Source organism: Actinomadura sp. SCN-SB, from assembly GCF_043906805.1.
Taxonomy (GTDB): Bacteria; Actinomycetota; Actinomycetes; order Streptosporangiales; family Streptosporangiaceae; genus Spirillospora.
In genome coordinates this window covers 23964-44013 of sequence record NZ_JBIMPP010000001.1, presented here as the reverse complement: position 1 = coordinate 44013, position 20050 = coordinate 23964, and the positions used below count along the sequence as shown (strand labels likewise).

21 protein-coding genes, 2 pseudogenes and 1 riboswitch are annotated in these 20050 nt (G+C 71.5%); of the genes and pseudogenes, 12 read left to right on the top strand and 11 right to left on the bottom strand.

Translation table 11 applies throughout. The annotated features are described in order from the left end of the window. Positions 1–68 precede the first annotated feature (68 nt). Positions 69–728, top strand: coding sequence for a TetR/AcrR family transcriptional regulator (locus tag ACGWYJ_RS00275; RefSeq protein ID WP_395103400.1), 660 nt, complete (start codon positions 69–71; stop codon positions 726–728). Between the two features lie 4 nt (positions 729–732). On the opposite strand, the gene ACGWYJ_RS00270 is transcribed toward ACGWYJ_RS00275, so the two are convergent. Next, a complete protein-coding gene (locus ACGWYJ_RS00270) occupies positions 733–2217 on the bottom strand; it encodes a flavin-containing monooxygenase (protein WP_395103399.1) in 1485 nt (494 codons plus the stop codon). Between the two features lie 91 nt (positions 2218–2308). Here ACGWYJ_RS00270 and ACGWYJ_RS00265 point away from each other — a divergent pair, with 91 nt between their 5' ends. Next, a complete protein-coding gene (locus ACGWYJ_RS00265) occupies positions 2309–2971 on the top strand; it encodes a TetR/AcrR family transcriptional regulator (protein ID WP_395103398.1) in 663 nt (220 codons plus the stop codon). Here the strand turns inward: ACGWYJ_RS00265 and ACGWYJ_RS00260 are convergent. Further along, positions 2919–3572 carry a TetR/AcrR family transcriptional regulator gene (locus ACGWYJ_RS00260; protein ID WP_395103397.1) on the bottom strand — a complete coding sequence of 218 codons (654 nt, stop codon included), beginning with the start codon at positions 3570–3572 and terminating at the stop codon, positions 2919–2921. The genes ACGWYJ_RS00265 and ACGWYJ_RS00260 overlap by 53 nt on opposite strands. Positions 3573–3656: 84 nt before the next feature. On the opposite strand from ACGWYJ_RS00260, the gene ACGWYJ_RS00255 reads away from it, so the two are divergent. Then, the gene (locus ACGWYJ_RS00255; RefSeq protein ID WP_395103396.1) at positions 3657–4547 is read left to right on the top strand and encodes an SDR family NAD(P)-dependent oxidoreductase; all 891 of its coding nucleotides are present in this window, start codon (positions 3657–3659) and stop codon (positions 4545–4547) included. Between the two features lie 23 nt (positions 4548–4570). After that, entirely contained in the window at positions 4571–5548 is a 978-nt protein-coding gene (locus tag ACGWYJ_RS00250; protein ID WP_395103395.1) for a diiron oxygenase, read from the top strand. Here the strand turns inward: ACGWYJ_RS00250 and ACGWYJ_RS00245 are convergent. Further along, on the bottom strand, positions 5523–6224 hold the full coding sequence (locus ACGWYJ_RS00245; RefSeq protein WP_395103394.1) for a 4'-phosphopantetheinyl transferase family protein: 702 nt from the start codon (positions 6222–6224) through the stop codon (positions 5523–5525). The genes ACGWYJ_RS00250 and ACGWYJ_RS00245 overlap by 26 nt on opposite strands. 327 nt (positions 6225–6551) lie before the next feature. After that, on the bottom strand, positions 6552–7286 hold the full coding sequence (locus tag ACGWYJ_RS00240; protein ID WP_395103393.1) for a hypothetical protein: 735 nt from the start codon (positions 7284–7286) through the stop codon (positions 6552–6554). A gap of 188 nt (positions 7287–7474) precedes the next feature. Between ACGWYJ_RS00240 and ACGWYJ_RS00235 the strand changes: the two genes are divergently transcribed. After that, a complete protein-coding gene (locus ACGWYJ_RS00235; protein WP_395103392.1) occupies positions 7475–9037 on the top strand; it encodes an ATP-dependent DNA ligase in 1563 nt (520 codons plus the stop codon). Here the strand turns inward: ACGWYJ_RS00235 and ACGWYJ_RS00230 are convergent. Continuing rightward, entirely contained in the window at positions 9034–9891 is an 858-nt protein-coding gene (locus tag ACGWYJ_RS00230) for a hypothetical protein (RefSeq protein WP_395103391.1), read from the bottom strand. The two genes, ACGWYJ_RS00235 and ACGWYJ_RS00230, sit on opposite strands and share 4 nt — an antisense overlap. A 108-nt stretch (positions 9892–9999) precedes the next feature. After that, on the bottom strand, positions 10000–11292 hold the full coding sequence (locus ACGWYJ_RS00225; RefSeq protein WP_395103390.1) for a M50 family metallopeptidase: 1293 nt from the start codon (positions 11290–11292) through the stop codon (positions 10000–10002). A 195-nt stretch (positions 11293–11487) separates the two neighbouring features. Further along, a riboswitch (glycine riboswitch) is annotated at positions 11488–11657 on the top strand. Positions 11658–11844: 187 nt separating this feature from the next. On the opposite strand from ACGWYJ_RS00225, the gene gcvT reads away from it, so the two are divergent. The 7 genes and pseudogenes from gcvT to ACGWYJ_RS00190 all read left to right on the top strand — a co-directional run bounded on the left by gcvT (position 11845) and on the right by ACGWYJ_RS00190 (position 15819). After that, positions 11845–12951 (top strand): glycine cleavage system aminomethyltransferase GcvT, encoded by a 1107-nt coding sequence (gcvT, locus tag ACGWYJ_RS00220; RefSeq protein ID WP_395103389.1) that lies wholly within the window; start codon positions 11845–11847, stop codon positions 12949–12951. A 26-nt stretch (positions 12952–12977) separates the two neighbouring features. Continuing rightward, positions 12978–13367 carry a glycine cleavage system protein GcvH gene (gcvH, locus tag ACGWYJ_RS00215; protein WP_395103388.1) on the top strand — a complete coding sequence of 130 codons (390 nt, stop codon included), beginning with the start codon at positions 12978–12980 and terminating at the stop codon, positions 13365–13367. Positions 13368–13400: 33 nt separating this feature from the next. After that, positions 13401–14663, top strand: coding sequence for a serine hydroxymethyltransferase (gene glyA, locus ACGWYJ_RS00210; protein WP_395103585.1), 1263 nt, complete (start codon positions 13401–13403; stop codon positions 14661–14663). Between the two features lie 57 nt (positions 14664–14720). Continuing rightward, positions 14721–15011, top strand: a pseudogene (locus tag ACGWYJ_RS00205) (serine dehydratase beta chain); the annotation flags it as partial. 58 nt (positions 15012–15069) lie between these two features. Continuing rightward, positions 15070–15192 (top strand): annotated as a pseudogene (locus tag ACGWYJ_RS00200) (L-serine ammonia-lyase, iron-sulfur-dependent, subunit alpha); the annotation flags it as partial. Positions 15193–15217: 25 nt separating this feature from the next. Next, a complete protein-coding gene (locus tag ACGWYJ_RS00195; RefSeq protein ID WP_285700834.1) occupies positions 15218–15439 on the top strand; it encodes an Arc family DNA-binding protein in 222 nt (73 codons plus the stop codon). After that, on the top strand, positions 15436–15819 hold the full coding sequence (locus ACGWYJ_RS00190) for a type II toxin-antitoxin system death-on-curing family toxin (protein WP_285700835.1): 384 nt from the start codon (positions 15436–15438) through the stop codon (positions 15817–15819). Before ACGWYJ_RS00195 ends, ACGWYJ_RS00190 begins: the two co-directional genes overlap by 4 nt. Before the next feature lie 21 nt (positions 15820–15840). On the opposite strand, the gene ACGWYJ_RS00185 is transcribed toward ACGWYJ_RS00190, so the two are convergent. The 5 genes from ACGWYJ_RS00185 to amaP form a co-directional block, all read right to left on the bottom strand. After that, positions 15841–16242, bottom strand: a complete 402-nt coding sequence (locus ACGWYJ_RS00185; protein ID WP_352231341.1) for an N-acetyltransferase — start codon at positions 16240–16242, stop codon at positions 15841–15843. A gap of 101 nt (positions 16243–16343) precedes the next feature. Beyond that, a complete protein-coding gene (locus ACGWYJ_RS00180) occupies positions 16344–16802 on the bottom strand; it encodes a helix-turn-helix domain-containing protein (RefSeq protein WP_285700838.1) in 459 nt (152 codons plus the stop codon). Between the two features lie 26 nt (positions 16803–16828). Beyond that, the gene (locus ACGWYJ_RS00175) at positions 16829–17986 is read right to left on the bottom strand and encodes a thiolase family protein (RefSeq protein ID WP_395103387.1); all 1158 of its coding nucleotides are present in this window, start codon (positions 17984–17986) and stop codon (positions 16829–16831) included. A gap of 12 nt (positions 17987–17998) precedes the next feature. Beyond that, the gene (locus ACGWYJ_RS00170) at positions 17999–19363 is read right to left on the bottom strand and encodes an MFS transporter (RefSeq protein ID WP_395103386.1); all 1365 of its coding nucleotides are present in this window, start codon (positions 19361–19363) and stop codon (positions 17999–18001) included. 102 nt (positions 19364–19465) lie between these two features. Then, positions 19466–20044 (bottom strand): alkaline shock response membrane anchor protein AmaP, encoded by a 579-nt coding sequence (gene amaP / locus ACGWYJ_RS00165; protein ID WP_395103385.1) that lies wholly within the window; start codon positions 20042–20044, stop codon positions 19466–19468. Positions 20045–20050 lie beyond the last annotated feature (6 nt).

Sequence of the window (20050 nt, the reverse complement as noted above, 5' to 3'; positions counted from 1 at the left end):
CGACCTGACAGGCGGCCTGACCGCCCGGCCCGGCCCCGACCGCCGTGCCCGACCAGGGAGTGCCCCCCATGCCCACCTCCACGTGGTTCCGGCTGAGCGTCGGCAAGCGCGAGCGTGTCCTTGAGGTGGCGATGCGCGAGTTCGGCGAGCACGGCTACTCCACGGGAAGCCTGAACACCATCGCCCGCGAGGCGGGCATCGCCAAGGGCTCGCTGTTCCAGTACTTCAGCGACAAGCTGGAGTTCTTCGCCTTCGTCTGCGACGAGGTCTCGCGCCGGGTGCGCGAGGAGATGGAGCGGCGCATCGCGCTGACCGACTTCGACCAGCCCTTCGACGCCTGGCTGTTCGACGTGTTCTGCGAGTGGACCGAGTACATGGCCGAGCACCCGCTGGAACGGGCGCTGACGGCGGCGCTGCACTTCGAGCTGGACAACAACGTCCGGTCGGTGGTGCGCGGCACGTCCAACCAGCACTACCTCCAGGTCATCGATCCGATGCTGCGGCTGTGGAAGGAGCGCGGCGCCTTCCGCGAGGACGTCGATCTCGACGTGCTGATCACGACGCTGCTGCTGATGCTGCCGTTCCTGGCGCTGGCCCCGTACTACGACGGCCTGGACCCGGTGCACGACCTGCGCGGGCGGACGCCCGCGGAGCAGCGCCCGGTGATCCGGCAGCTGATCGCGGGCATGCGGCCCATGTTCGCCCGGGACGACGAGGAGGACCGGTAGCCGTTCAGCTCAGGACGTACTCCTCGGGCCTGGCCTTGCGGCTGCGCGCCCAGAACTCGAAGCTGAACCCGGGCCAGAGGGTGCGGTTGACGCCCTGGTCGTCCAGGTACCAGCTGTCGCACCCGCCCTCGTTCCACACGGCGCGGCGCAGCCGCCGCTGGAGCCGGTCGTTGTACGCGCGCATCGCCTCCGGCCTGGGCTCCACGCTCTGGGCCCCGCGTTCACGCATGAGCCGCAGGAGGCTCAGGATGTGCTGGATCTGGACTTCGATCATGAAGACGACGGAGTTGTGGCCGAGCCCGGTGTTGGGGCCGAGCATGAGGAACAGGTTCGGGAAGCCGGGGAGCGTGGTGCCGTGATGCGCCTCGACGCCCTCCGCCCACGCCTCCTGGATCTTCACGCCGTCCCGGCCGACGATGTGCCATTCGGACATCGCGTCCACGACCTTGAAGCCCGTGCCGTAGACGATGGCGTCGACCTCGTGCTCGCGGCCGTCGGCGGTGACGATCGAGCGCTCGCGCACCTCGGCGATGCGGGCGGTCTCCAGCTCGACGTGTGGCTGCGCGAGCGCGGGATAGTAGTCGTTGGCCAGCAGGACCCGCTTGCACCCGATGGTGTAGTCGGGGGTGACCTTGGCGCGCAGCTCGGGGTCCTGGATCTGGCGGGCGATGTGGCGGCGGGCCATCCGCTCCTGCGGCGCCGACAGCCGCGGGTGGACGGTGAAGCCGAGAGCACGTGCCTCCAGCACCCAGTAGATGGCGTTGCGGAACGCGCGGGCCGTGCCCGGCACCGTCCTGAAGAGCATCCGCGCGGCCTTGGGAATCTCGAAGTCGGGCTTGGGCTGGATCCACGGCGGTGTGCGCTGGAAGACCACCAGCCTGCCCGCCCGCTCGGCGAGCTTCGGCACGAACTGGATCGCCGAGGCCCCGGTGCCGATGACGGCGACCCGCTTGCCGGTGACGTCGTAGGAGTGGTCCCACTCGGCGGAGTGGAACGCCGTGCCCTGGAACCGCTCGATGCCGGGCAGGTCGGGGAAGGACGGGATGTGCAGCGCGCCGACGCCGGAGACGACGGCCTTGGCGTTCAGCACGCCGCCGTCGGCCAGCGTCACCTTCCACTCGCGCCGGTCCTCGTCGTACTCCATCGCGTCGACGGCGGCGCCGAAGCGGATGTGGTCGCGGACGCGGTACTTGTCGGCGGTGCGCTCCAGGTACGCGCGGATCTCCGGCTGCGGGGCGAACATTCGCGTCCAGCCCGGGTTGAGCTCGAAGGAGAAGGAGTACATGTGCGAGGGGACGTCGCAGGCGCACCCGGGATAGGTGTTGTCGTGCCAGGTGCCGCCGAGGGCCTGGCTCTTCTCCAGGATCACGAAGTCGTCGAAGCCGTTGCGCTTGAGCTGGATCGCCATGCCCAGCCCGGCGAACCCGGAGCCGATGATGACGATCCTGGGCGAACCCGTGCCCGTGCTGGTGCCCGCTGTGTGGCTCATGGCGTCCCGAGTCCCTTCCGCGCTAACCTACTCCGAGTAAGTTACTACCGGTAATGCTATTGACGAAATATCTAACAGGGGGCCGACCGCTGTGGGAACCGCCACACCCGGCGCGCCGGGCACGTCCGGAACGCCGCGCCGCCGGATGTCCCGCGCCCAGCGCGAGCGCCAGATGATGGACGTGGCGGAGCGCGTGTTCGGTGAGCGAGGCTACCGCGCCACCTCGATGGACGAGATCGCCGAACGCTGCGGGGTCTCCAAGCCGATGCTGTACGAGTACTTCGGCTCCAAGGACGGCCTGCTGCTGGCCTGCGTCGCCCGATCCCAGGCCGAGCTGCACGAGGTCACCCAGAAGGCCATCGCGGGCGCCACCTCGCCCCGGGACGTCCTGTGGCGCGGGATGGTCGCCTACTTCTCCTTCATCGACACCCACAGCAAGTCGTTCGCGATGCTGGCCAAGGAGCCGCTCGCCGGGGGACCGGACACCGCGGACGCCATCGAGGCGATCAGGCGGCAGCAGAGCGCGCTGGTCGCCGGGGTGCTGACCGGGTTCGCCGCCGACGCGCCCGCCGAGGTCGTGGAGGCGTACACCGAGATCATCATCGGCGGCTCGGAGCGGCTGTCCCTGTGGCGGACGCGGCGGCCCGGGGTGACCGCCGAGCAGGCCGCTCGCTACATGACCGACTTCTGCTGGACGGGCCTCAGCCCGTATCTCCGGGAGGACGGCGCGGGAGAGCGTCCACAGCCTGGATGAGCAGGTCGAGACCGAACTCGAAGTCGGCCTCGGGATCCTGCTTGGCCAGCTCCGGTCCGAGCGCGACGGTATGCGGGAAGCGCTCGGGATCGAGGCGTCCGTAGGCGTCCGTGTTCGCGACATGGTGGAGCCACTTCACCGCGCCGATCTCCCGTACCTGCGCGCCCAGCGCGTAGGCCAGCAGCGCCCGCATGATGCGTACCGAGGTGGCGCCGTCGAACCCGGCGGCGTCGGCCAGCTCCAGCGCCCGCTCCACCGGCCGGACCGCCTCCTGAGTGTCGATCTCATGGGTGAGGACGACCGTCATGCAGCGCGGGTAGTCGTGCGCGACCTTGCGGAACGCCCGCACCAGCGTCCGCGCGCGGGCCCGCCAGTCCTCGTCGGGTTCGCCGTCGAGATCCATGCCGTCGAGATCCATGCCGGCGACGACGTGCGCGGCCACGCCCTCCAGCAGCGCGGCCTTGTTCGGGACGTGGTTGTAGAGGGACATGACGGCCACGCCGAGCAGCCCGGCCACCGCGCGCATCGACAGCGCGTCCGGCCCGTCCCGCTCGATCAGCTCCACGGCCGCGCGGACGATCCGGTCACGGGTCAGGCCCATCCGCCCTCCCGGCCTTATTGACACCGAGTCCATTGACACCGGTAAGTAGCGCATGACACGGTACGTACATTGTACGTTCTCCTCGTGAACACCCCGGGAGACCAGGAGGCGGGCATGCCCCTCGCGCACTTCGACGGCGCGCTGGCCGTCGTCACCGGAGCGGGCAGCGGGTTCGGCCGCGCCACCACGCTCGCGCTGGCCGAGCGCGGCACCACCGTCATCGCCGCCGACATCGACCTGCCCGCCGCCGAGCGCACCATCGCCATGGCCAAGTCGCTGGGCGCGGACGGCGCCGCCTATCAGGTGGACGTCGCCGACGCCGCCGCGATGGAGGAGTTCGCGGCGGAGATCAAGGACGCCAGGCGCGTCCCCGACATCGTCGTCAACAACGCGGGCATCGCGGTCGCCGGGCCGTTCCTGGAGACCGGTCTCGACGACCTCCGGCGCATCGTCGGCGTCAACCTGTGGGGCGTCGTCCACGGCTCACGGCTGTTCGGACGGCAGATGGCCGACCGCGTCCGCGCCCTGCCCGTCAAACCGGACAGGCCCAACCTCGGCGGCCACATCGTCAACATCGCCTCGGCCGCCGCTTTCGCGCCCCACCGCGACCTGGGCGCGTACTGCATGACCAAGGCCGCCGTGCTCCAGCTCAGCAACAGCCTGCGCGCGGAACTGGCGGGCCTGCGGATCGGCGTCACCGCGGTGTGCCCCGGCTTCGCCAGCACCGGCATCGGCCGTAACGCCACCATCGTGGGCGTGGACGAGGCCGGCGTCCAGCGGATGAGGGAGCGGCTGGACCGCGGGCTCCAGAGGCGCGGCTACCCGCCCGAGAAGGTCGCCGAGCGGATCGTCGACGCCATCATCGAGAACCGCCCGGTCGTCCCCGTCAACGTCGAGGGCCACCTGCTGTACGCGCTGTCCCGGCTCTCCCCGCGCGCGTTGCGCATGCTCGCCCGGATACCGACACCACGCTGACACGCCACGCCAAGGAGGCGACCATGGCCGTGCCCGCTCCGCCGAACGGCCGCCGCTCCCGTCCCGGCACCTGGACCGCCACGATCCGCTGCCGGGACGGCGACCACACGCTGGAGCTCACCGACCGGGAGGTGGTCGCCGAACGGCTGCTGAAGACCTCCCGCAAGCACTCCTTCGACCCCGACACCGACGTCGACTGGGACGCGCCGCAGGACCCCGACCGCTTCTACGCCCCGCCGCAGCTCGCGTCCCTCTACGAGACCCCGTTGTGGGACGGCCTCAGCCACCGCCGGCGGGTGGAGCTGACCAAGCACGAGATGTGCAGCATCGCCTCCTTCGGCATCTGGTCGGAACTGCTGCTCATGCAGGCCCTGGTCCAGCACTCCTACCGGCGGCGCTACGACAGCGACCACGTCGCCTACGCGCTCACCGAGATCGCCGACGAGTGCCGGCACTCGAAGATGTTCGGCCGGATGGTGCGGACCTGCGGGCTGCGCACCCACCGCCCGCGCGCCATCGACTACCAGCTCGGCAAGCTGTTCATGGCCGCCTACGACCCGCTGCCCACGTTCGCCGGGACGCTGGTGATCGAGGAGTTCACCGACGCCTTCCAGCGCCTGACGTTCCCGGACGAGGACGTCCAGCCGATGGTCCGCCAGGTCACCAGGATCCATGTGATCGAGGAGGCCCGGCACATCAAGTACGCGAGGGAGGAGCTCAAGCGGCTGGTCGCGGAAGCCCATCCCGCGCGGCGGCGGATGGCCGCCTTCGGGCTCGCGCAGGCCACCCGGGCGATGGCCACGCGGCTCATTCACCCGTCGTGCTACGAGGCCGTGGGCCTGGACCCGAAGGTGGCGAGCCGGGTCGCCGCGCGCAGCCCGCACCGCCGCGCCACCATGGCCTGGGCGTTCCGCAGGTGCACCGACCTCTTCGAGGAGGTCGGGTTCCTGGACGGCCCGGCCCGCAAGGTGTGGGTCAAGGCAGGTCTGCTCGCGGCCTGAGCAGCTCGGCCACGGGACGCTCGCGCACCGGCACGCCCTCGGGATGGTCCAGCAGCGCGAGGCAGGCGGCGTACCCGGGGCCCGGGTCGAGGGTGCGCATCATGATCCGCTCGGCAAGCCCGGGACGACCGTCCCAAAGGCGCAATCGTGGTGGCTCGTCCGGCGCAGAGACGCGAACCTTCCTGAGCGGGACGCGCAGCCCGTCGCCGGTGGCCTTCAGCAACGCCTCCTTGCGCGTCCAGTACGTCAGCAGCCCCGCGCGACCGCCCGGGGGCTCGTCGCCGGCCAGCAGTTGACGCGCGATGTCGTCGCCGATCCTGCCGCTGTCCTCCTCCACGTCCACGCCGAGCGGCCCATGCGGCGACACCGCCACCGCGACCCGGTCGCCGGAATGCGAGACCGAAAGGTGGGGGCCGCCGTCCACGACGGGCGGGCCGTGCGGCTCGCCGCAGTCCCGGCAGGCGCGGGTGAGGGGGACGCGTTCCGGTTGCAGGCCGAGCCGTCCCGCGACCGCCAGCCTGGTCATCGCCACCCCGAGCGTGAACCGGTCCCTGTCCGCGTCCCGCAGGTAGCGATCCCTGCGGGCGCGTTCGACCGGGTCGAGCAGGCCGGCCAGACCGAGCAGCGCGGGGCGGGCCGCGCCGAGCTCCGCCCACCAGACCGTCACCGGTTCCACTTCGGCTTCGCCTTCCGTCCCAGGGGGCCACCGGGCTCCACCATAGCGGCAATCGAACGTTGGGCATTTTTCTGACGGTAGACATTACTCCGCCATTCCACGGAGTTTCGGCGACGGGCATGAGAAAGGCCGCGGAGCGTTTCCGCTCCGCGGCCCGCCGACCGACGCTCACTCCATCGTGAGCGTCACCTGACCCAGGACACTCCTCCCGGCCGCGCGGCCATAACGATGTTGCCTCCCTCTGGCGTATCGTTTTCTAAACAGGGAGAGCCTAGAAGTAATTCGGAGCGATCATGGCGGGTTCGGCCAATCCAGGTCAGAAATGATTTAACGGAAGGCCCGCAGCACTTCGCGGGCGACCCTGGTGGCCTTGTCCAGACACGCCTCCTCGCGCGCCTCCGCGCCGCCGGCGCCGCCGCTGCGCTCGCTGTACCCGACCGTGATCACCGTGTTGCGCAGGCGGACCGTCACCTGGCCCACCACGGTCGGCTGCCCGCGGTCCTCCTTGAACCAGCGGTACGCCTCGTCCCCCATGCCCGGATGCCTGGCCAGGCTCACCGTCCGCTCCAGGGTCGCGTTGTGGGCCTGCGTCCACTGGGCGCCGTAGTAGCGCCTGGCGTCCTCGACCGGCGTGGGCGTGTTGGCGGGCGAGTACAGGTGCGCCTCCACCCGCAGCCAGCGGAACCCGTCGCTGCCCGAGGAGTACGTGCAGGTGGTGAGGGTCTGATTGGCGCTCGCCCGCCGCTGCGCGCCCGGAACCAGGCTCCGTACGGTGGCGGCCGGGACCGTCTCGCACGGCGGCGGCAGCGCGGTGATCGGCTCGGGTCCCGGCGCCTCCGGGGAGGACGGTGACGGCGCGGCCTCGCCGACCGACGCCTGACGGTCGCCGCGGCCCCCGGGCTCCCCGTCCGGCAGCAGGACGAAGACACCGCCCGCCGTCAGCACCACCGCGGCCGCCGCCACCAGCAGCACGAGCACCCGCGGCCGGCGCGCGGGCGCCGGCGGTTCCGGCGGTGAGTACACCCGCTGGAACGGTTCCGGCGAACGCTGAAGGCCGCCCACTCCACACTCCTCTTGCCGACTCCGCTGATCGCCAGCCGTACCCCTCGAAGGTAAACAGCCGGACCCTCACCCCGCCAGGGCTCCGCGGTGCTCCGCGGGGCGCCAATCACCCAACTCCGAGGACACCCGTTTCACCCGGGCCGACCTCGGGCGGATCCGATGTCGTACTCAGGACGCACAATGGAAACGTGCTGCTCAGCGAGATCGCCCGTACGTCCCGTGCCGTCGCCGGGACGTCGGCGCGCAAGGCCAAGATCGGGTTCCTGGCCGAGTGCCTGCGCGACGCCGGCCCCGGCGAGGCCCCCATCGTGGTCGCCTATCTCTCCGGGGAGCTGCCCCAGCGGCAGATCGGCGTCGGCTATGCCTCGTTCCGCGACATCCCGCCGCCGGCGGCCGAGCCGTCCCTGACCGTCGCGGAGGTGGACGCCGCGTTCAGCGAGATCGGCGCGGTCTCGGGCAAGGGCTCGGTGGCGCGCCGCCGCGCGCTGCTGTCCGCGCTGATGGCCAGGGCCACCCATGCCGAGCAGGACTTCCTCATCCGGCTGCTGTCCGGCGAGCTGCGCCAGGGCGCGCTCGACGGGGTGATGGCCGAGGCGATCGCCTCCGCCGCCGGCGTCCCGTCCGCCGAGGTCCGCCGCGCCGTCATGCTGCGCGGCTCGCTCGGCCCGGTCGCCTCCGCCGCGCTCGCCGACGGCGTCGACGGCCTGCGCCGCTTCACCCTCCAGGTGGGGCGTCCCATCAAGCCGATGCTCGCCGCGTCCGCCCCGTCCATCGAGGACGCCTACGCCAAGCTCGACCTGCCGCCCGGGATGGGCGCCGCCATCGAATGGAAGCTCGACGGCATCCGCGCGCAGATCCATGTCCGCTCCGACCCCGCCGAGGTGCGGGTCTTCACCCGCACGCTCGACGACATCACCTCCCGGCTCCCCGAGGTCGTCGAGGAGCTGCGCACGCTGCCGGTGCGGGACGCGGTCTTCGACGGCGAGCTGATCGCGCTGCGCCCCGACGGCTCCGCCCAGCCCTTCCAGGTGACCGCGGCGCGCACCGCCACCCGGGCCGCGAGCCCCTCCCAGGTCCCGCTGTCGATCTTCCTGTTCGACGTCCTGCATCTGGACGGTGCCGACCTGCTCGACCGTCCCGGCACCGAACGGCACGCCGCGCTGGCCCGGGTCGTCCCCGAGCGGCTGCGCATGCCGCGCGTCGTCACCGGCGACCCGGCCCGCGCCCGCGCGTTCTTCGACGACGCGATCGCGCGCGGCCACGAGGGCGTCATGATCAAGTCGCCGGACACGCCGTACACCGCGGGGCGCCGCGGCGCCGGCTGGATCAAGGTCAAGCCCCGGCACACCCTCGACCTGGTCGTGCTGGCCGCCGAATGGGGGCACGGCCGCCGCCAGGGCCTGCTGTCCAACCTTCACCTGGGCGCCCGCGACCCGGCCACCGGCGGCTTCGTCATGCTCGGCAAGACGTTCAAGGGCCTCACCGACGAGCTGCTGGCCTGGCAGACCGAGAAGCTGCGCGCGCTGGCCGTCCGGGAGGACGACTGGACCGTTCACGTCCGGCCCGAGCTCGTCGTGGAGATCGCCTTCGACGGCGTCCAGCGCAGCCCCCGCTACCCGGCGGGCATCGCGCTGCGCTTCGCCCGCGTCCTGCGCTACCGGGAGGACAAGACGGCCCAGGAGGCCGACACCATCGGCACGGTGCTGTCCCTGTGGAAGGAGGAGGGCTCCCCCGGCGAGCCGCCCGGCTAGTTGTGCCGTGTCGGCTTGCGCGACGGCGGTTCGGTACGGCGGTGATGGCGGCCGCGGTCGAACGGGGTGTGGCGATGCCGGAACTCCGGCCTGATCAGGTCGTGCCGGCCCGCGATGAACTCCTGCACCCAGATCTTGGCGCGGATGAGGGGGCGGCGGAAGCGCTCCTCGTGCCAGACCGCCGAGCGGTGCTTGCGCGAGCCCGGCGCGTAGCGCCAGCGGGCCCACGGCGAGCCCGGCCGGGCCACCCTGATCGCCCCGATCACCAGCAGGACGGGCAGGAACAGCCCGGCGAGACCCGTCCAGATCTTGCCCTTGAGCAGCGTGAGCACGGCCAGGATCAGGTTGACGACCAGGTACCCCGCATAGATCCCCACGAGCACGGGGCCGTCCAGCCCGCTGCCCGGACCGGGCTCCCAGCCGGCGAAGCCGACCGGGCGCACCCCGAGCAGCAGCAGCCCGGTGACCGCGATGGCGACGAAGACGGCGTCCACCGAGGCGCGGCCCTTCTCCGTCCAGTAGACGTCGCTGAGGTGCAGGATGAGCGCGAACTCGTCCAGCACCAGCGCCGAGCCCACCCCGAAGACCGCCGCCGCGGACACCACGAACCCGCGGTAGGCGTCCGGTATCGCGAAGCCCATCACCCCGCCGACCAGCATCAGCACCACGCCGAACACCACGTGGTGGATATGCAGGTCCCCGGCCTTGACGTTGCGGAACCACCAGCGGACGTCGGCGCGGATCAGCCGCACGTTCACCCGGGTCAGCACGAACGTGACGATGAACGCGACGAAGAACGCCAGCAGCGGCAGCCGGCCGCTGTCGTCGATATGCAGCGTGAAGTACTCGGACATGCTCCTCCGGCCCCCCATCATGCCGGGTGACATGCGCGGGCATCGCGGAACGCCGTCCCCCAAGGGAGCGGGGCCGAGCCGGCCGAGGCCCCGCCGTGACCCGCGGCGCTAACCGGCGAAGCGGATGGGGTTGACCAGGTCCGCGTAGATCAGCAGCCCGCCCATCACGATCAGGACCGCCGCCATCACATAGGTGAGCGGCAGCGCCTTGGCCACGTCCACATAGCCGGGGTCGGGGCGGCCGAAGACGCGGGCGAAGAACTTCTTGATCGCCTCCAGCAGCGCGCCCGCCATGTGGCCGCCGTCCAGCGGCAGCAGCGGGACCAGGTTGAACAGGCCGACCGCGAGGTTGATCGAGCCGAGCAGCGCGATGAACATCGCGACCTTCTCGACGATAGGGCTCTCCGAGGCGGCGATCTCACCGCCGAGCCTGCTGACGCCCACCACGCCGATCGGGCCGTTGGGGTCGCGCGCCTCGTCGCCGAACGCGGCCTGCCAGACGCCGACCATCTTCTCGGGCATCCGCAGCAGCGCGCCCGCGGTGTGGGCGGTCAGCTCGCCCATGTAGTTCGCGACGGCCACCGGGCCCTGGCGCTCGCGCTCCTGGAGCGGGGTGATGCCGAGGAAGCCGACGCTGACGATCTTCTTCGGGTCGTCCAGGTCGTACATCTGGTTGCGGGTGACCGGCACCTGGAACGAGACCGGCCTGCCGTCCCGCTCGACGGTCAGCGCCACGGTGCGCCCGCCCGAGTCGCGGATGAGGCCCTGGAGCTGGTCGTAGTCGGTGATCCGCCGGCCGTCGTAGCTGACGATCCGGTCGCCGGCCCGCAGCCCCGCGGACGCGGCCGGCGTGGGCGTGTAGCCCTCCGGGCACTCGGTGAGCTGGGAGTCGGCCGGGATCGCGCACTTGGCCACCGCGCTGATCACCGGCTGCGGGGTGGGGGTGCCGATCCCCATCAGCAGGATCCCGAAGAAGATCACCGCGAGGACCAGGTTCATCGCGGGGCCCGCGAACATGATGGTGAGCTTCTGCCACCACTTCTTGGCGTAGAAGACCCGGTTCTCGTCGCCCGGCCGGACCTCCTCCAGCGACGCGCCGCGGGCCGACTCGATCAGCGCCTGGAACGGCCCGGTGCTGAGCCGCCGTGCCTGGCCCGGCAGGTCGCCCTTGCGCGGCGGCAGCATGCCGATCATGCGGATGTAGCCGCCGAGCGGGATCCATTTGACGCCGTACTCGGTCTCGCCCTTGTGCCGCGACCACAGCGTCGGCCCGAAGCCCACCATGAACTGCGGGGTGCGGACCCCGAACAGCTTGGCGAAGGAGAAGTGCCCCAGCTCGTGCAGGGCGATCGACGCCATCAGGCCGAAGAACAGGATCAAGACTCCCGCCAGCCAGCCCATGCGCACCCCGTTCCTCGGCGTTCCCCGGCAACCCGTTCAGACGTTCAAGGCTACGTGATCCGGGCCTCACCCGACCGCGTAGCAGTGCACACCCGGGCCGACGGGTCATACGGATGAGACGATCACGGTGGTTCAGGGGGCGGGGGCGGCGTCTGGTGGCACGGTGGGGCCGCTGCTAGCCTGGCTCGCAGCCGTTCACTCCGCGCGGGAGAGTTGAGTGGTCTTCGTCCGGCCTGTCCCGAGGGCCGAACGCCTGGGACGGCACGAGGACGAGGAGCGCTCATGGCCCCTGGCAGCCGGCCAGGGGACGCCGAAGGAGCAACTCCTCCCCGGAACCTCTCAGGCCCCAGGACCGCGCGGATCAGGTGACCTCTGGAAAGCGGGGACACGTCGTCCCCCGCCGAAGGTGAAAGCCCCGCCCGCCCCGCGAGGGGCCGGGGTGAAGCTCTCAGGCGCCGCCACGCGGCCGATGACAGAGGGGGAGGCCCGAACACGACCGGGTACGCGTGCGACGATCGGATCACGCGCCCGTGACGAAGGAGCCGAAACCCCATGTCCAGCTCGCCGGCGAAGCACACGCCGCTCTACGACGTCCACCGCGACCTCGGCGCCACCCTCGTCGACTTCGCCGGGTACCTGATGCCGCTCAGGTACGGGAGCGAGGTCGCCGAGCACCAGGCCGTGCGGACCGCCGCCGGGCTGTTCGACCTGTCCCACATGGGCGAGATCTTCGTCAGCGGGCCGGGCGCCGCCGCGGCGCTGGACTACGCGCTGGTCGGCGCCATGTCCCCGATGGCGGTGGGCAAGGCCAGGTACACGATGATCTGCGCGCCGGACGGGGGCGTCCTGGACGACCTCATCGTGTACCGGCTCGCGGACCAGACGTTCATGGTGGTGGCCAACGCCGCCAACGCCGCGACCGTCCGCGACGCGCTCACCGAACGGGCGGCGGGCTTCGAGGCGGCGGTGGAGGACCGGTCGGACGCGTACGCGCTGATCGCGCTCCAGGGCCCGCACGCGCAGCGGATCCTGGCGCGCCACACCGCGGCCCCGCTGGACGACCTGCGGTACTACGCCATCATGGCGGGCGAGGTGGCGGGCGTGGACGCGCTGATCGCCCGTACCGGCTACACCGGCGAGGACGGCTTCGAGCTGTTCGTGTCGGCGGGGGACGCGGTGGCCCTCTGGGGCGAGCTGGCCGAGGCGAAGCCCGGCGATGAGGAGAAGGTCGTCCCGGCCGGGCTGTCGGCGCGCGACACGCTGCGGCTTGAGGCGGGCATGCCGCTGTACGGCAACGAGCTGACCACGGAGACCACACCGTACGAGGCCGGCCTCGGCCGGGTGGTCAAGCTGGACAAGCCCGGAGATTTCGTGGGCAAGGCGGCGCTGGCCGTCCATGCGCAGACCCCTCCAGGCCGTAGGCTCGTGGGGCTGGTGGCCCGCGGGAGGCGCGCCCCCCGCAAGGGGTACGACGTCGTCTCGTCCGGCGGCACGCCGTGTGGAGTGGTGACGAGCGGCGCTCCGTCGCCCACACTGGGCAGGCCGATCGCCATGGCGTACGTGGACGGCGCCGTGACGGAGACCGGGCTGGCGGTGGACGTCCGCGGCCGGCTGGAGCCGGTCGACGTGGTGGACCTGCCCTTCTACAAGCGTTCCTGAGACCAGAGCTGGAGAGAAGAAGCATCGTGAGCGTTCCGGAGCAGCTGCGCTACAGCGAAGAGCACGAATGGGTGGCCGGGCTCGACACCGAGGACGGCGTCGTGACCATCGGCATCACCGCGTATGCCGCCGACGCCCTCGGCGAGATCGTCTTCCTTGAACTGCAGCCCGGCGAGGGCGACCCGGTCGAGGCGGGTGAGCCGTGCGGCGAGGTCGAGTCCACCAAGTCCGTCAGCGACATCTACTCGCCCGTCAGCGGCGAGGTCACCGCGATCAACGCCGCGGTGATCGACGAGCCCAAGGTCATCAACGACGACCCGTACGGCGAGGGGTGGATCTTCAAGGTGCGGATCTCCGAGGAGCCCGGCGACCTCCTGGACGCGGAGGCTTACGGCAAGCTCATCGAGGAGTCCTGAGACGTGCCCCTGAACGACCCGCCGCACACCCCTCTGCATGACCCGCTGAACGACCCGCTGGCCTCCGTCGACCCCGACGTGGCCAGGGCGGTCGCGGCCGAGCTCGACCGGCAGCAGTCCACCCTGGAGATGATCGCCTCGGAGAACTTCGCGCCGGTGTCGGTGCTGGAGGCGCAGGGGTCGGTCCTCACCAACAAGTACGCGGAGGGCTATCCGGGCAAGCGGTACTACGGCGGCTGCGAGTACGTGGACGTCACCGAGCAGCTCGCCATCGACCGGGCCAAGGAGCTGTTCGGCGCCGAGCACGCCAACGTCCAGCCGCACAGCGGGGCCCAGGCCAACACGGCGGTGTACTTCGCGCTGCTGGAGCACGGCGACACCATCCTCGGCCTGGATCTGGCGCACGGCGGCCACCTCACGCACGGCATGCGGCTGAACTACTCCGGCAAGGTGCTGAACGTGGTGCCGTACCACGTGCGCTCCTCCGACGGCCTGGTCGACATGGACGAGGTGGCGGCGCTGGCGGCCGAGCACCGGCCCAAGATGATCGTGGCGGGCTGGTCGGCGTACCCGCGGCACCTGGACTTCGCGAGGTTCCGGGAGATCGCCGACTCGGTGGGCGCGCTGCTCATGGTGGACATGGCGCACTTCGCCGGGCTGGTCGCCGCGGGACTGCACCCGTCGCCCGTCCCGTACGCCGACATCGTCACCACCACCACGCACAAGACGCTGGGCGGCCCGCGCGGCGGGCTGATCCTGTCCCGCGAACAGTACGGCAAGAAGATCAACTCCGCGGTGTTCCCCGGCATGCAGGGCGGCCCGCTGGAGCATGTGATCGCCGCCAAGGCGGTGGCGCTGCGGATCGCCGGGTCCGAGGGGTTCCGGGAGCGGCAGCGGCGCACCGTCGAGGGCGCCAAGATCCTCGCCGAGCGGCTGCTGGCCGAGGACACCACCAAGGCCGGCGTCAAGGTGCTCACCGGCGGGACCGACGTCCACCTGGTCCTGGTCGACCTGGTGGAGTCCGAGCTGACCGGCAGGGACGCCGAGGACCGGCTGCACGGCATCGGCATCACCGTGAACCGCAACGCCGTCCCGCACGACCCGCGCCCGCCGATGGTCACCTCCGGCCTGCGGATCGGCACGCCCGCCCTGGCCACCCGCGGCTTCACCGCCGCGGACTTCACCGAGGTCGCGGACATCATCGCGCTGGCGCTGCAACCGTCCTACGACGAGGACGCGCTGGCCGAGCGCGTCCGGAACCTGGCGGACCTGCATCCGCTGTATCCGAACCTCTAGCCGACACCCGCGCCCGGTCCTTCGCTCAGAGGGACCGGGGCGGGCGAGGTGGACCCCATGGCCATCAGCGTCTTCGACCTCTTCAAAGTCGGCATAGGCCCGTCCTCGTCCCATACGGGCGGGCCGATGGTCGCGGCGCACCGTTTCGCGCACGGTCTGAGCCGGGACGGCCTGGTGGAGAAGACCGCCGTCGTGCGGGTGATCCTGTACGGGTCGCTGGGCCTCACCGGCAAGGGGCACGGCAGCGACAAGGCCGTCGCCCTCGGCCTGGAGGGCGACAGGCCCGAACTGGTCGACGTCGACACGGTGGACGAGCGCCTCGCCGCGATCCGCTCGCGCGGCTCCCTGCGCCTGTTCGGCACCCGCGAGATCCCGTTCGTCGTGGGCGAGCACCTGTCCTTCGAGCGGCCGCCACTTCGTCTCCCTCGACCGCGCCATCAAGACCATGAAGGACACCGGCCGCGACATGCTCGACAAATACAAGGAGACCGCACGTGGCGGACTTGCCGTTAATGTAGTCGAATGCTGACGGAGCGTTGTGATACCATTTCGGTATGCTGGACCTCATGACGACCCGCAGCATCCGTATCCCCGACGAGATCGACGCCCTCTTGGTCAAGGCCGCCGAGGATGAGCACATATCCGTCAACTCCGCCGTCGTCCAAGCCGTGGAGGAATGGACCCGGCTGCGCTCGCACCGTGCCCGCGTCCGCGCCGTGACGGCGCAGGTGATGGCCGAGGACGCCGCGCTTCTCGATCGGCTCGCGGACGCATGACCGAGTACCTGACGGCGGACGACCTTATCGACATCAACGCCGCGGTCCTCGGCGGCACCGCGGCGGTCCGTGATGCCGGACTGGTGTCCTCATCGGCGATGCGCCCGGCGACCGTCGCCTTCGGCATGGAGGCGTACTCCACCGTCGACGAGAAGGCCGCGGCGCTGATGCACTCGGTGATCTGCAATCACGCGTTCCTTGACGGCAACAAGCGAACCGGCTGGACGGCGGCCCGCGTCATGCTGGCCCTCAACGGGAAGCGCCCCACCCTCTCCGACGACGAGGCGTTCGATCTCGTGCTGCGGATCGCGACCTCCTGCTCGACGATCGAGATCAAGGAGATCGCGGCGGCCCTGTGCGTGGTCGAAGACACCCGCTGAGACAGGCCCGCCGGGCCTCCCTCACCTATCGCGCCATCCAGCATCACCAAGGCTGCGGTCCAGTTCCAGTTCGTCCCTGATCGGAATGCCGTACTCGCCGGTCAGGGGGATCTCGGGCTTCAGCCGGGCGCGTGACTCGGTGACGGCGTCGCGGTGCAGTGCGGCGAGCCGGAACCCTCGGCGCTGGTAGAAGCGCACGGCATCGACATTGTCATTGGTCGTGATGAGCCAGAGACGGTCGATGCCGTGCTCCGCCGCCCACCGTTCCATGGCCTCGATCAAAGCCGTACCCGTACCGTGCCATTGTTCGGTGGTATGGAGCGTCAGGATCTCGCACTGCCGTCCGGTCTCGTCCGGGACGTAGGTGAGCACGCCCAAGAGCCGTCCCTCTTCGCTCTCCGCCACGAACGCCGGATGCTCCAAGGGGTGAAGGAGTTCTCCTCGGCGGGCCACTCTGTCGCTGTGGTTCTCGGCGAGGAAAGCGCGGACGGCCGCCAGGTCCGCGTCCGTTCGCCGGCGCACCCTCATGACGTCGGCCGGGAGGAGATGACGCCCCGGCCCACCGGGGTGTGGGCGCCGGCCAAGGCGGGCTCGCCGCAGTGGGCGCACACCGTGACCGGTTCGAGGAACTCGCCGCAGGAATGGTGCCAGCGGACGGGCGGGTCGTCGGGGTTGAGGTAGCGGTCGCCCCATTTCATGAGCGCGATCAGGACCTCGCCGAGCTCCCTGCCCCGAGAGGTGAGGTAGTACTCGAAGCGCGGCGGGTGGTCGCTGTAGCGCTCGCGGCGCACGATGCCGGACGCCTCCAGCTTGCGGAGGCGTGTGGTGAGGATGTCGCGGGACGCCCCGGTGTTGCGGGCGATGCCGTCGAACCGGCGGACGCCGTGGAACAGCTCCCGGATCACCAGGATCGTCCAGCGCCCGCCGATGACCTCCAGCGTGTCGGCGATCGAGCAGGGGCGGGGATCGGCATCCTTCGGCATGCCCTCCATCCTAGGGACGAGGTCCGTCATGGACGCTCGATGATGGTGGCGTTGGCCATGCCGCCGGCCTCGCACATGGTCTGGAGGCCCAGGCGGGCGTCCCGGTCCTCCATGGCGTGCAGGAGCGTGGTCAGGAGGCGGACGCCGCTGGCGCCGAGGGGGTGGCCGATGGCGATGGCCCCGCCGCGGACGTTGACGCGGGACAGGTCGGCGCCGGTCTCGTGCCGCCAGGCCAGCACGACGGACGCGAACGCCTCGTTCACCTCGAACAGGTCGATGGCGGACAGCGGCAGGCCGGCCCTGTCCAGCACCTTGGCGGTGGCCGGGATGATCGCGGTGAGCATGAGCAGCGGGTCGTCCCCGGTGACGGCGAACGCGCGGAAGCGGGCGCGAGGACGCAGGCCCAGGCGCTCGGCGACGTCGGCGCCCATGATGAGGACGGCGGCGGCGCCGTCGTTGAGCGGCGAGGCGTTGCCGGCGGTGATCCGCCAGTCGATCTCGGGGAAGCGCTCGGCGATCCGCGGATCGTAGTAGGCGGGCTTGAGCCCGGCGAGGATCTCGGGGGTGGTGGACGGCCGTACCGTCTCGTCCGGGGCCTTCCAGGCCAGCTCGCGGTCGAACTCGCCGTTCGCGTAAGCCTGCGCGGCCCTGCGGTGGGACTCGTAGGCGTACGCGTCGAGCTCTTCGCGGGACAGCTTCCAGCGGGCGGCGATCAGTTCGGCGCTGATGCCCTGGCCGACCAGCCCGTCCGGGTACCGGGTGCGCAGCGGGGCGAACGGGTCGGTGCCGGGCAGGACGGCCGAGCCCATCGGCACCCGGGACATCGACTCCACCCCGCACGCGATGGCGATGTCGTAGGCGCCGCTCTGCACGCCCTGCGCGGCGATGTGGACGGCCTGCTGGGACGAGCCGCACTGCCGGTCCACCGTCATCGCGGGCACGCTCTCGGGGAACCCGGCGGCCAGGACGGCGGTGCGGGTGATGTTGGCGGCCTGGTCGCCCGCCTGGGTCACGGCGCCGCCGATCACGTCGTCGACCTGGGCGGGGTCGATGCCGGCCCGCTCGACCAGCGTCACCAGGGCGCGGGCGAGGAGGTCGGCGGGGTGGGAGTCGTGCAGGGCGCCGGTGGGCTTGCCCTTGGCGATCGGCGTACGGACGGCTTCGATGATCACGGCGTCACGCATGACGGCGTCCTCCTAGGCGGTGGTGGCCGGGGTGGGTTCGGAGACGGGCGCCGTGCGGGGACGGCGCAGCAGGGCACAGGAGCCCGCGGTGGCGGCGGTCGCCGCGAGGATGAGCAGCCAGCCGTCCCCGAAGTCGTCCGGGCCTCCCGCGGTGTCGAGGACGGCCACCAGCAGCGCGATGCCGAGGACGGTGCCGAGCTGCCGGGCCATGGTGACGACGGCCGAGCCGGTCGAGAAGGACCGCGGCGGCAGCGCCCCGACGGCGGCGCCGATCAGGGTGGGCAGGACGAGGCCGACGCCGATTCCGGTGAGGATCATGCCGGGCAACATCCCGGGGGCGTAGCCGGTGTCCATCCAGGCGTACCACCATCCGATCCCGGCGGCGAAGACGAGGCAGCCGATGGCGGCGACGGGTCCCGAGCCGACCTTGCGGGCGACCGGGCCGATGCCGATCGCCAGCAGCGGCACCATCAGCGGCCCGGGTGCCACCGCCAGCCCGGTGCGGAGCGGCCCCCAGTGCCACACCTGCCGGCACCACAGCACGGCCGACAACAGCATCGCGACGAACGCCACCGCGAACAGGACGTTGGCGAACGTGGCGGGGCTGAACGACCGCACGCGCAGCAGGGACAGCGGCAGCACGGGCGCGGGGTGCCGCGCCGACCGCGCGACGAACCCGGCGGCGAGGACGGCCGCGCCGGCGAGGGAGCCGATGACCTCGGCCGACCCCCAGCCCCAGTCGCCGCTCTTGACCAGTCCCAGCGCGACCGCCGCGACGGCGACGGTGAGCAGGCCGGCGCCGAGCAGGTCCGGGCGCGGGCCGCGTTCGGCGGGGGGCACGGAGGGCAGCACGCGCGGTCCGGCGGCGAGCACGGCGATGCCGACGGGAACGTTCACCAGGAACGCCCACCGCCAGTCGGCGCCGGTGAGCAGCCCGCCGGCGGCCGGGCCGAGCGCGGCGCTGAGCCCGCCGATCGCCGTCCAGCCGCGGACGGCCGCGACGCGCCGTTCGGGAGGGGCGGCGGCCAGCAGCAGCCCGAGCGAGGCGGGTATGAGCAGCGCGCCCCCGGCGGCCTGGACGGCGCGGGCGCCGACGAGCGCCCATACGGACGGGGAGAACGCGCACAGGGCGGACGCGGCCGTGAAGACGGCGATGCCCCAGAGGTAGACGCGGCGTGCCCCGGTGCGGTCCGCGAGGTTCCCCGCGGGGACGAGGAGGGCCGCGAAGATGACCGCGTAGGCGTTCAGCACCCAGGAGAGGGAGGCCAGCGAGGCGCCGGCGAAGTGTTCCCCGACCTCGGGGAGCGCGACGTTGACGATGAACAGGTCCAGGTTGACCATCGCCACGCCGGCGACGACCGCCGCCGCGGTGCCCACGGATCGGGGGGACGGGCCCACATCGCCTCCCGTAGTGAGTTGGAAAATCCAACCGACACGCTAGCGCAGTGAGTTGGAAAAGAAAACCCACTGTCGGGAGGGTCACACGACCCTGCGCCCGTGCCCTCCCGGAACCAGGCTCAGCCGCACCACCGTGGGCAGCGACTCGCGTTCGAGGGCGGTGCGGAGCCGGTCGACGGCCTCCTCGTCGATGCGGCGGCGCAACGCGACCAGGTCGGCGTCCCATCCGTAGGTGACGTTCAGCCGCAGGCGCGGCCGCTTGGACCGGCCCAGCAGCCGCGCGCTGACGTTCCGGACGCCCGGGTACGCCGCGATCTCGTCCTCCAGCGCCTTCGTGACCGCCTTGTCCGACAGGTGGGTGCTTCCCTCGCCGGTGTCCTCTTCCAGCGTCAGGGCCGGCAGCCGCTCCGAACGGCCCTGCGCCATCAGCCACAGCAGCCCCAGAAGCGCCAGGACGACCCCGCACGCGGCGACGACGGGCCAGAACCACGCCTGCTCGGCGGCGTACCGGCGCATCGCCCCGGTGATGAGCGGTTCGGACGCCGCCGTCCCCCCGAAGGCGCCGAGCCCGCGCGTCAGCGCGGCCACCCCGGCGGCCAGCAGGATCAGCCCGAGCAGCGTCAGCCCCACATGGTTGATACGGGACGCGTGGCGGTCCATGGCGGC

What these genes read in the sequence shown, in the direction of transcription:
- amaP (WP_395103385.1), bottom strand. Translation starts at nt 20,044, where the DNA reads ATGGACCGCCACGCGTCCCGTATCAACCATGTGGGGCTGACGCTGCTC.
- ACGWYJ_RS00180 (WP_285700838.1), bottom strand. Translation starts at nt 16,802, where the DNA reads ATGCCGAAGGATGCCGATCCCCGCCCCTGCTCGATCGCCGACACGCTG.
- ACGWYJ_RS00175 (WP_395103387.1), bottom strand. Translation starts at nt 17,986, where the DNA reads ATGCGTGACGCCGTGATCATCGAAGCCGTCCGTACGCCGATCGCCAAG.
- ACGWYJ_RS00275 (WP_395103400.1), top strand. Translation starts at nt 69, where the DNA reads ATGCCCACCTCCACGTGGTTCCGGCTGAGCGTCGGCAAGCGCGAGCGT.
- ACGWYJ_RS00270 (WP_395103399.1), bottom strand. Translation starts at nt 2,217, where the DNA reads ATGAGCCACACAGCGGGCACCAGCACGGGCACGGGTTCGCCCAGGATC.
- ACGWYJ_RS00190 (WP_285700835.1), top strand. Translation starts at nt 15,436, where the DNA reads ATGACCGAGTACCTGACGGCGGACGACCTTATCGACATCAACGCCGCG.
- ACGWYJ_RS00230 (WP_395103391.1), bottom strand. Translation starts at nt 9,891, where the DNA reads ATGTCCGAGTACTTCACGCTGCATATCGACGACAGCGGCCGGCTGCCG.
- gcvT (WP_395103389.1), top strand. Translation starts at nt 11,845, where the DNA reads ATGTCCAGCTCGCCGGCGAAGCACACGCCGCTCTACGACGTCCACCGC.
- ACGWYJ_RS00195 (WP_285700834.1), top strand. Translation starts at nt 15,218, where the DNA reads ATGCTGGACCTCATGACGACCCGCAGCATCCGTATCCCCGACGAGATC.
- ACGWYJ_RS00250 (WP_395103395.1), top strand. Translation starts at nt 4,571, where the DNA reads ATGGCCGTGCCCGCTCCGCCGAACGGCCGCCGCTCCCGTCCCGGCACC.
- ACGWYJ_RS00260 (WP_395103397.1), bottom strand. Translation starts at nt 3,572, where the DNA reads ATGGGCCTGACCCGTGACCGGATCGTCCGCGCGGCCGTGGAGCTGATC.
- ACGWYJ_RS00225 (WP_395103390.1), bottom strand. Translation starts at nt 11,292, where the DNA reads ATGGGCTGGCTGGCGGGAGTCTTGATCCTGTTCTTCGGCCTGATGGCG.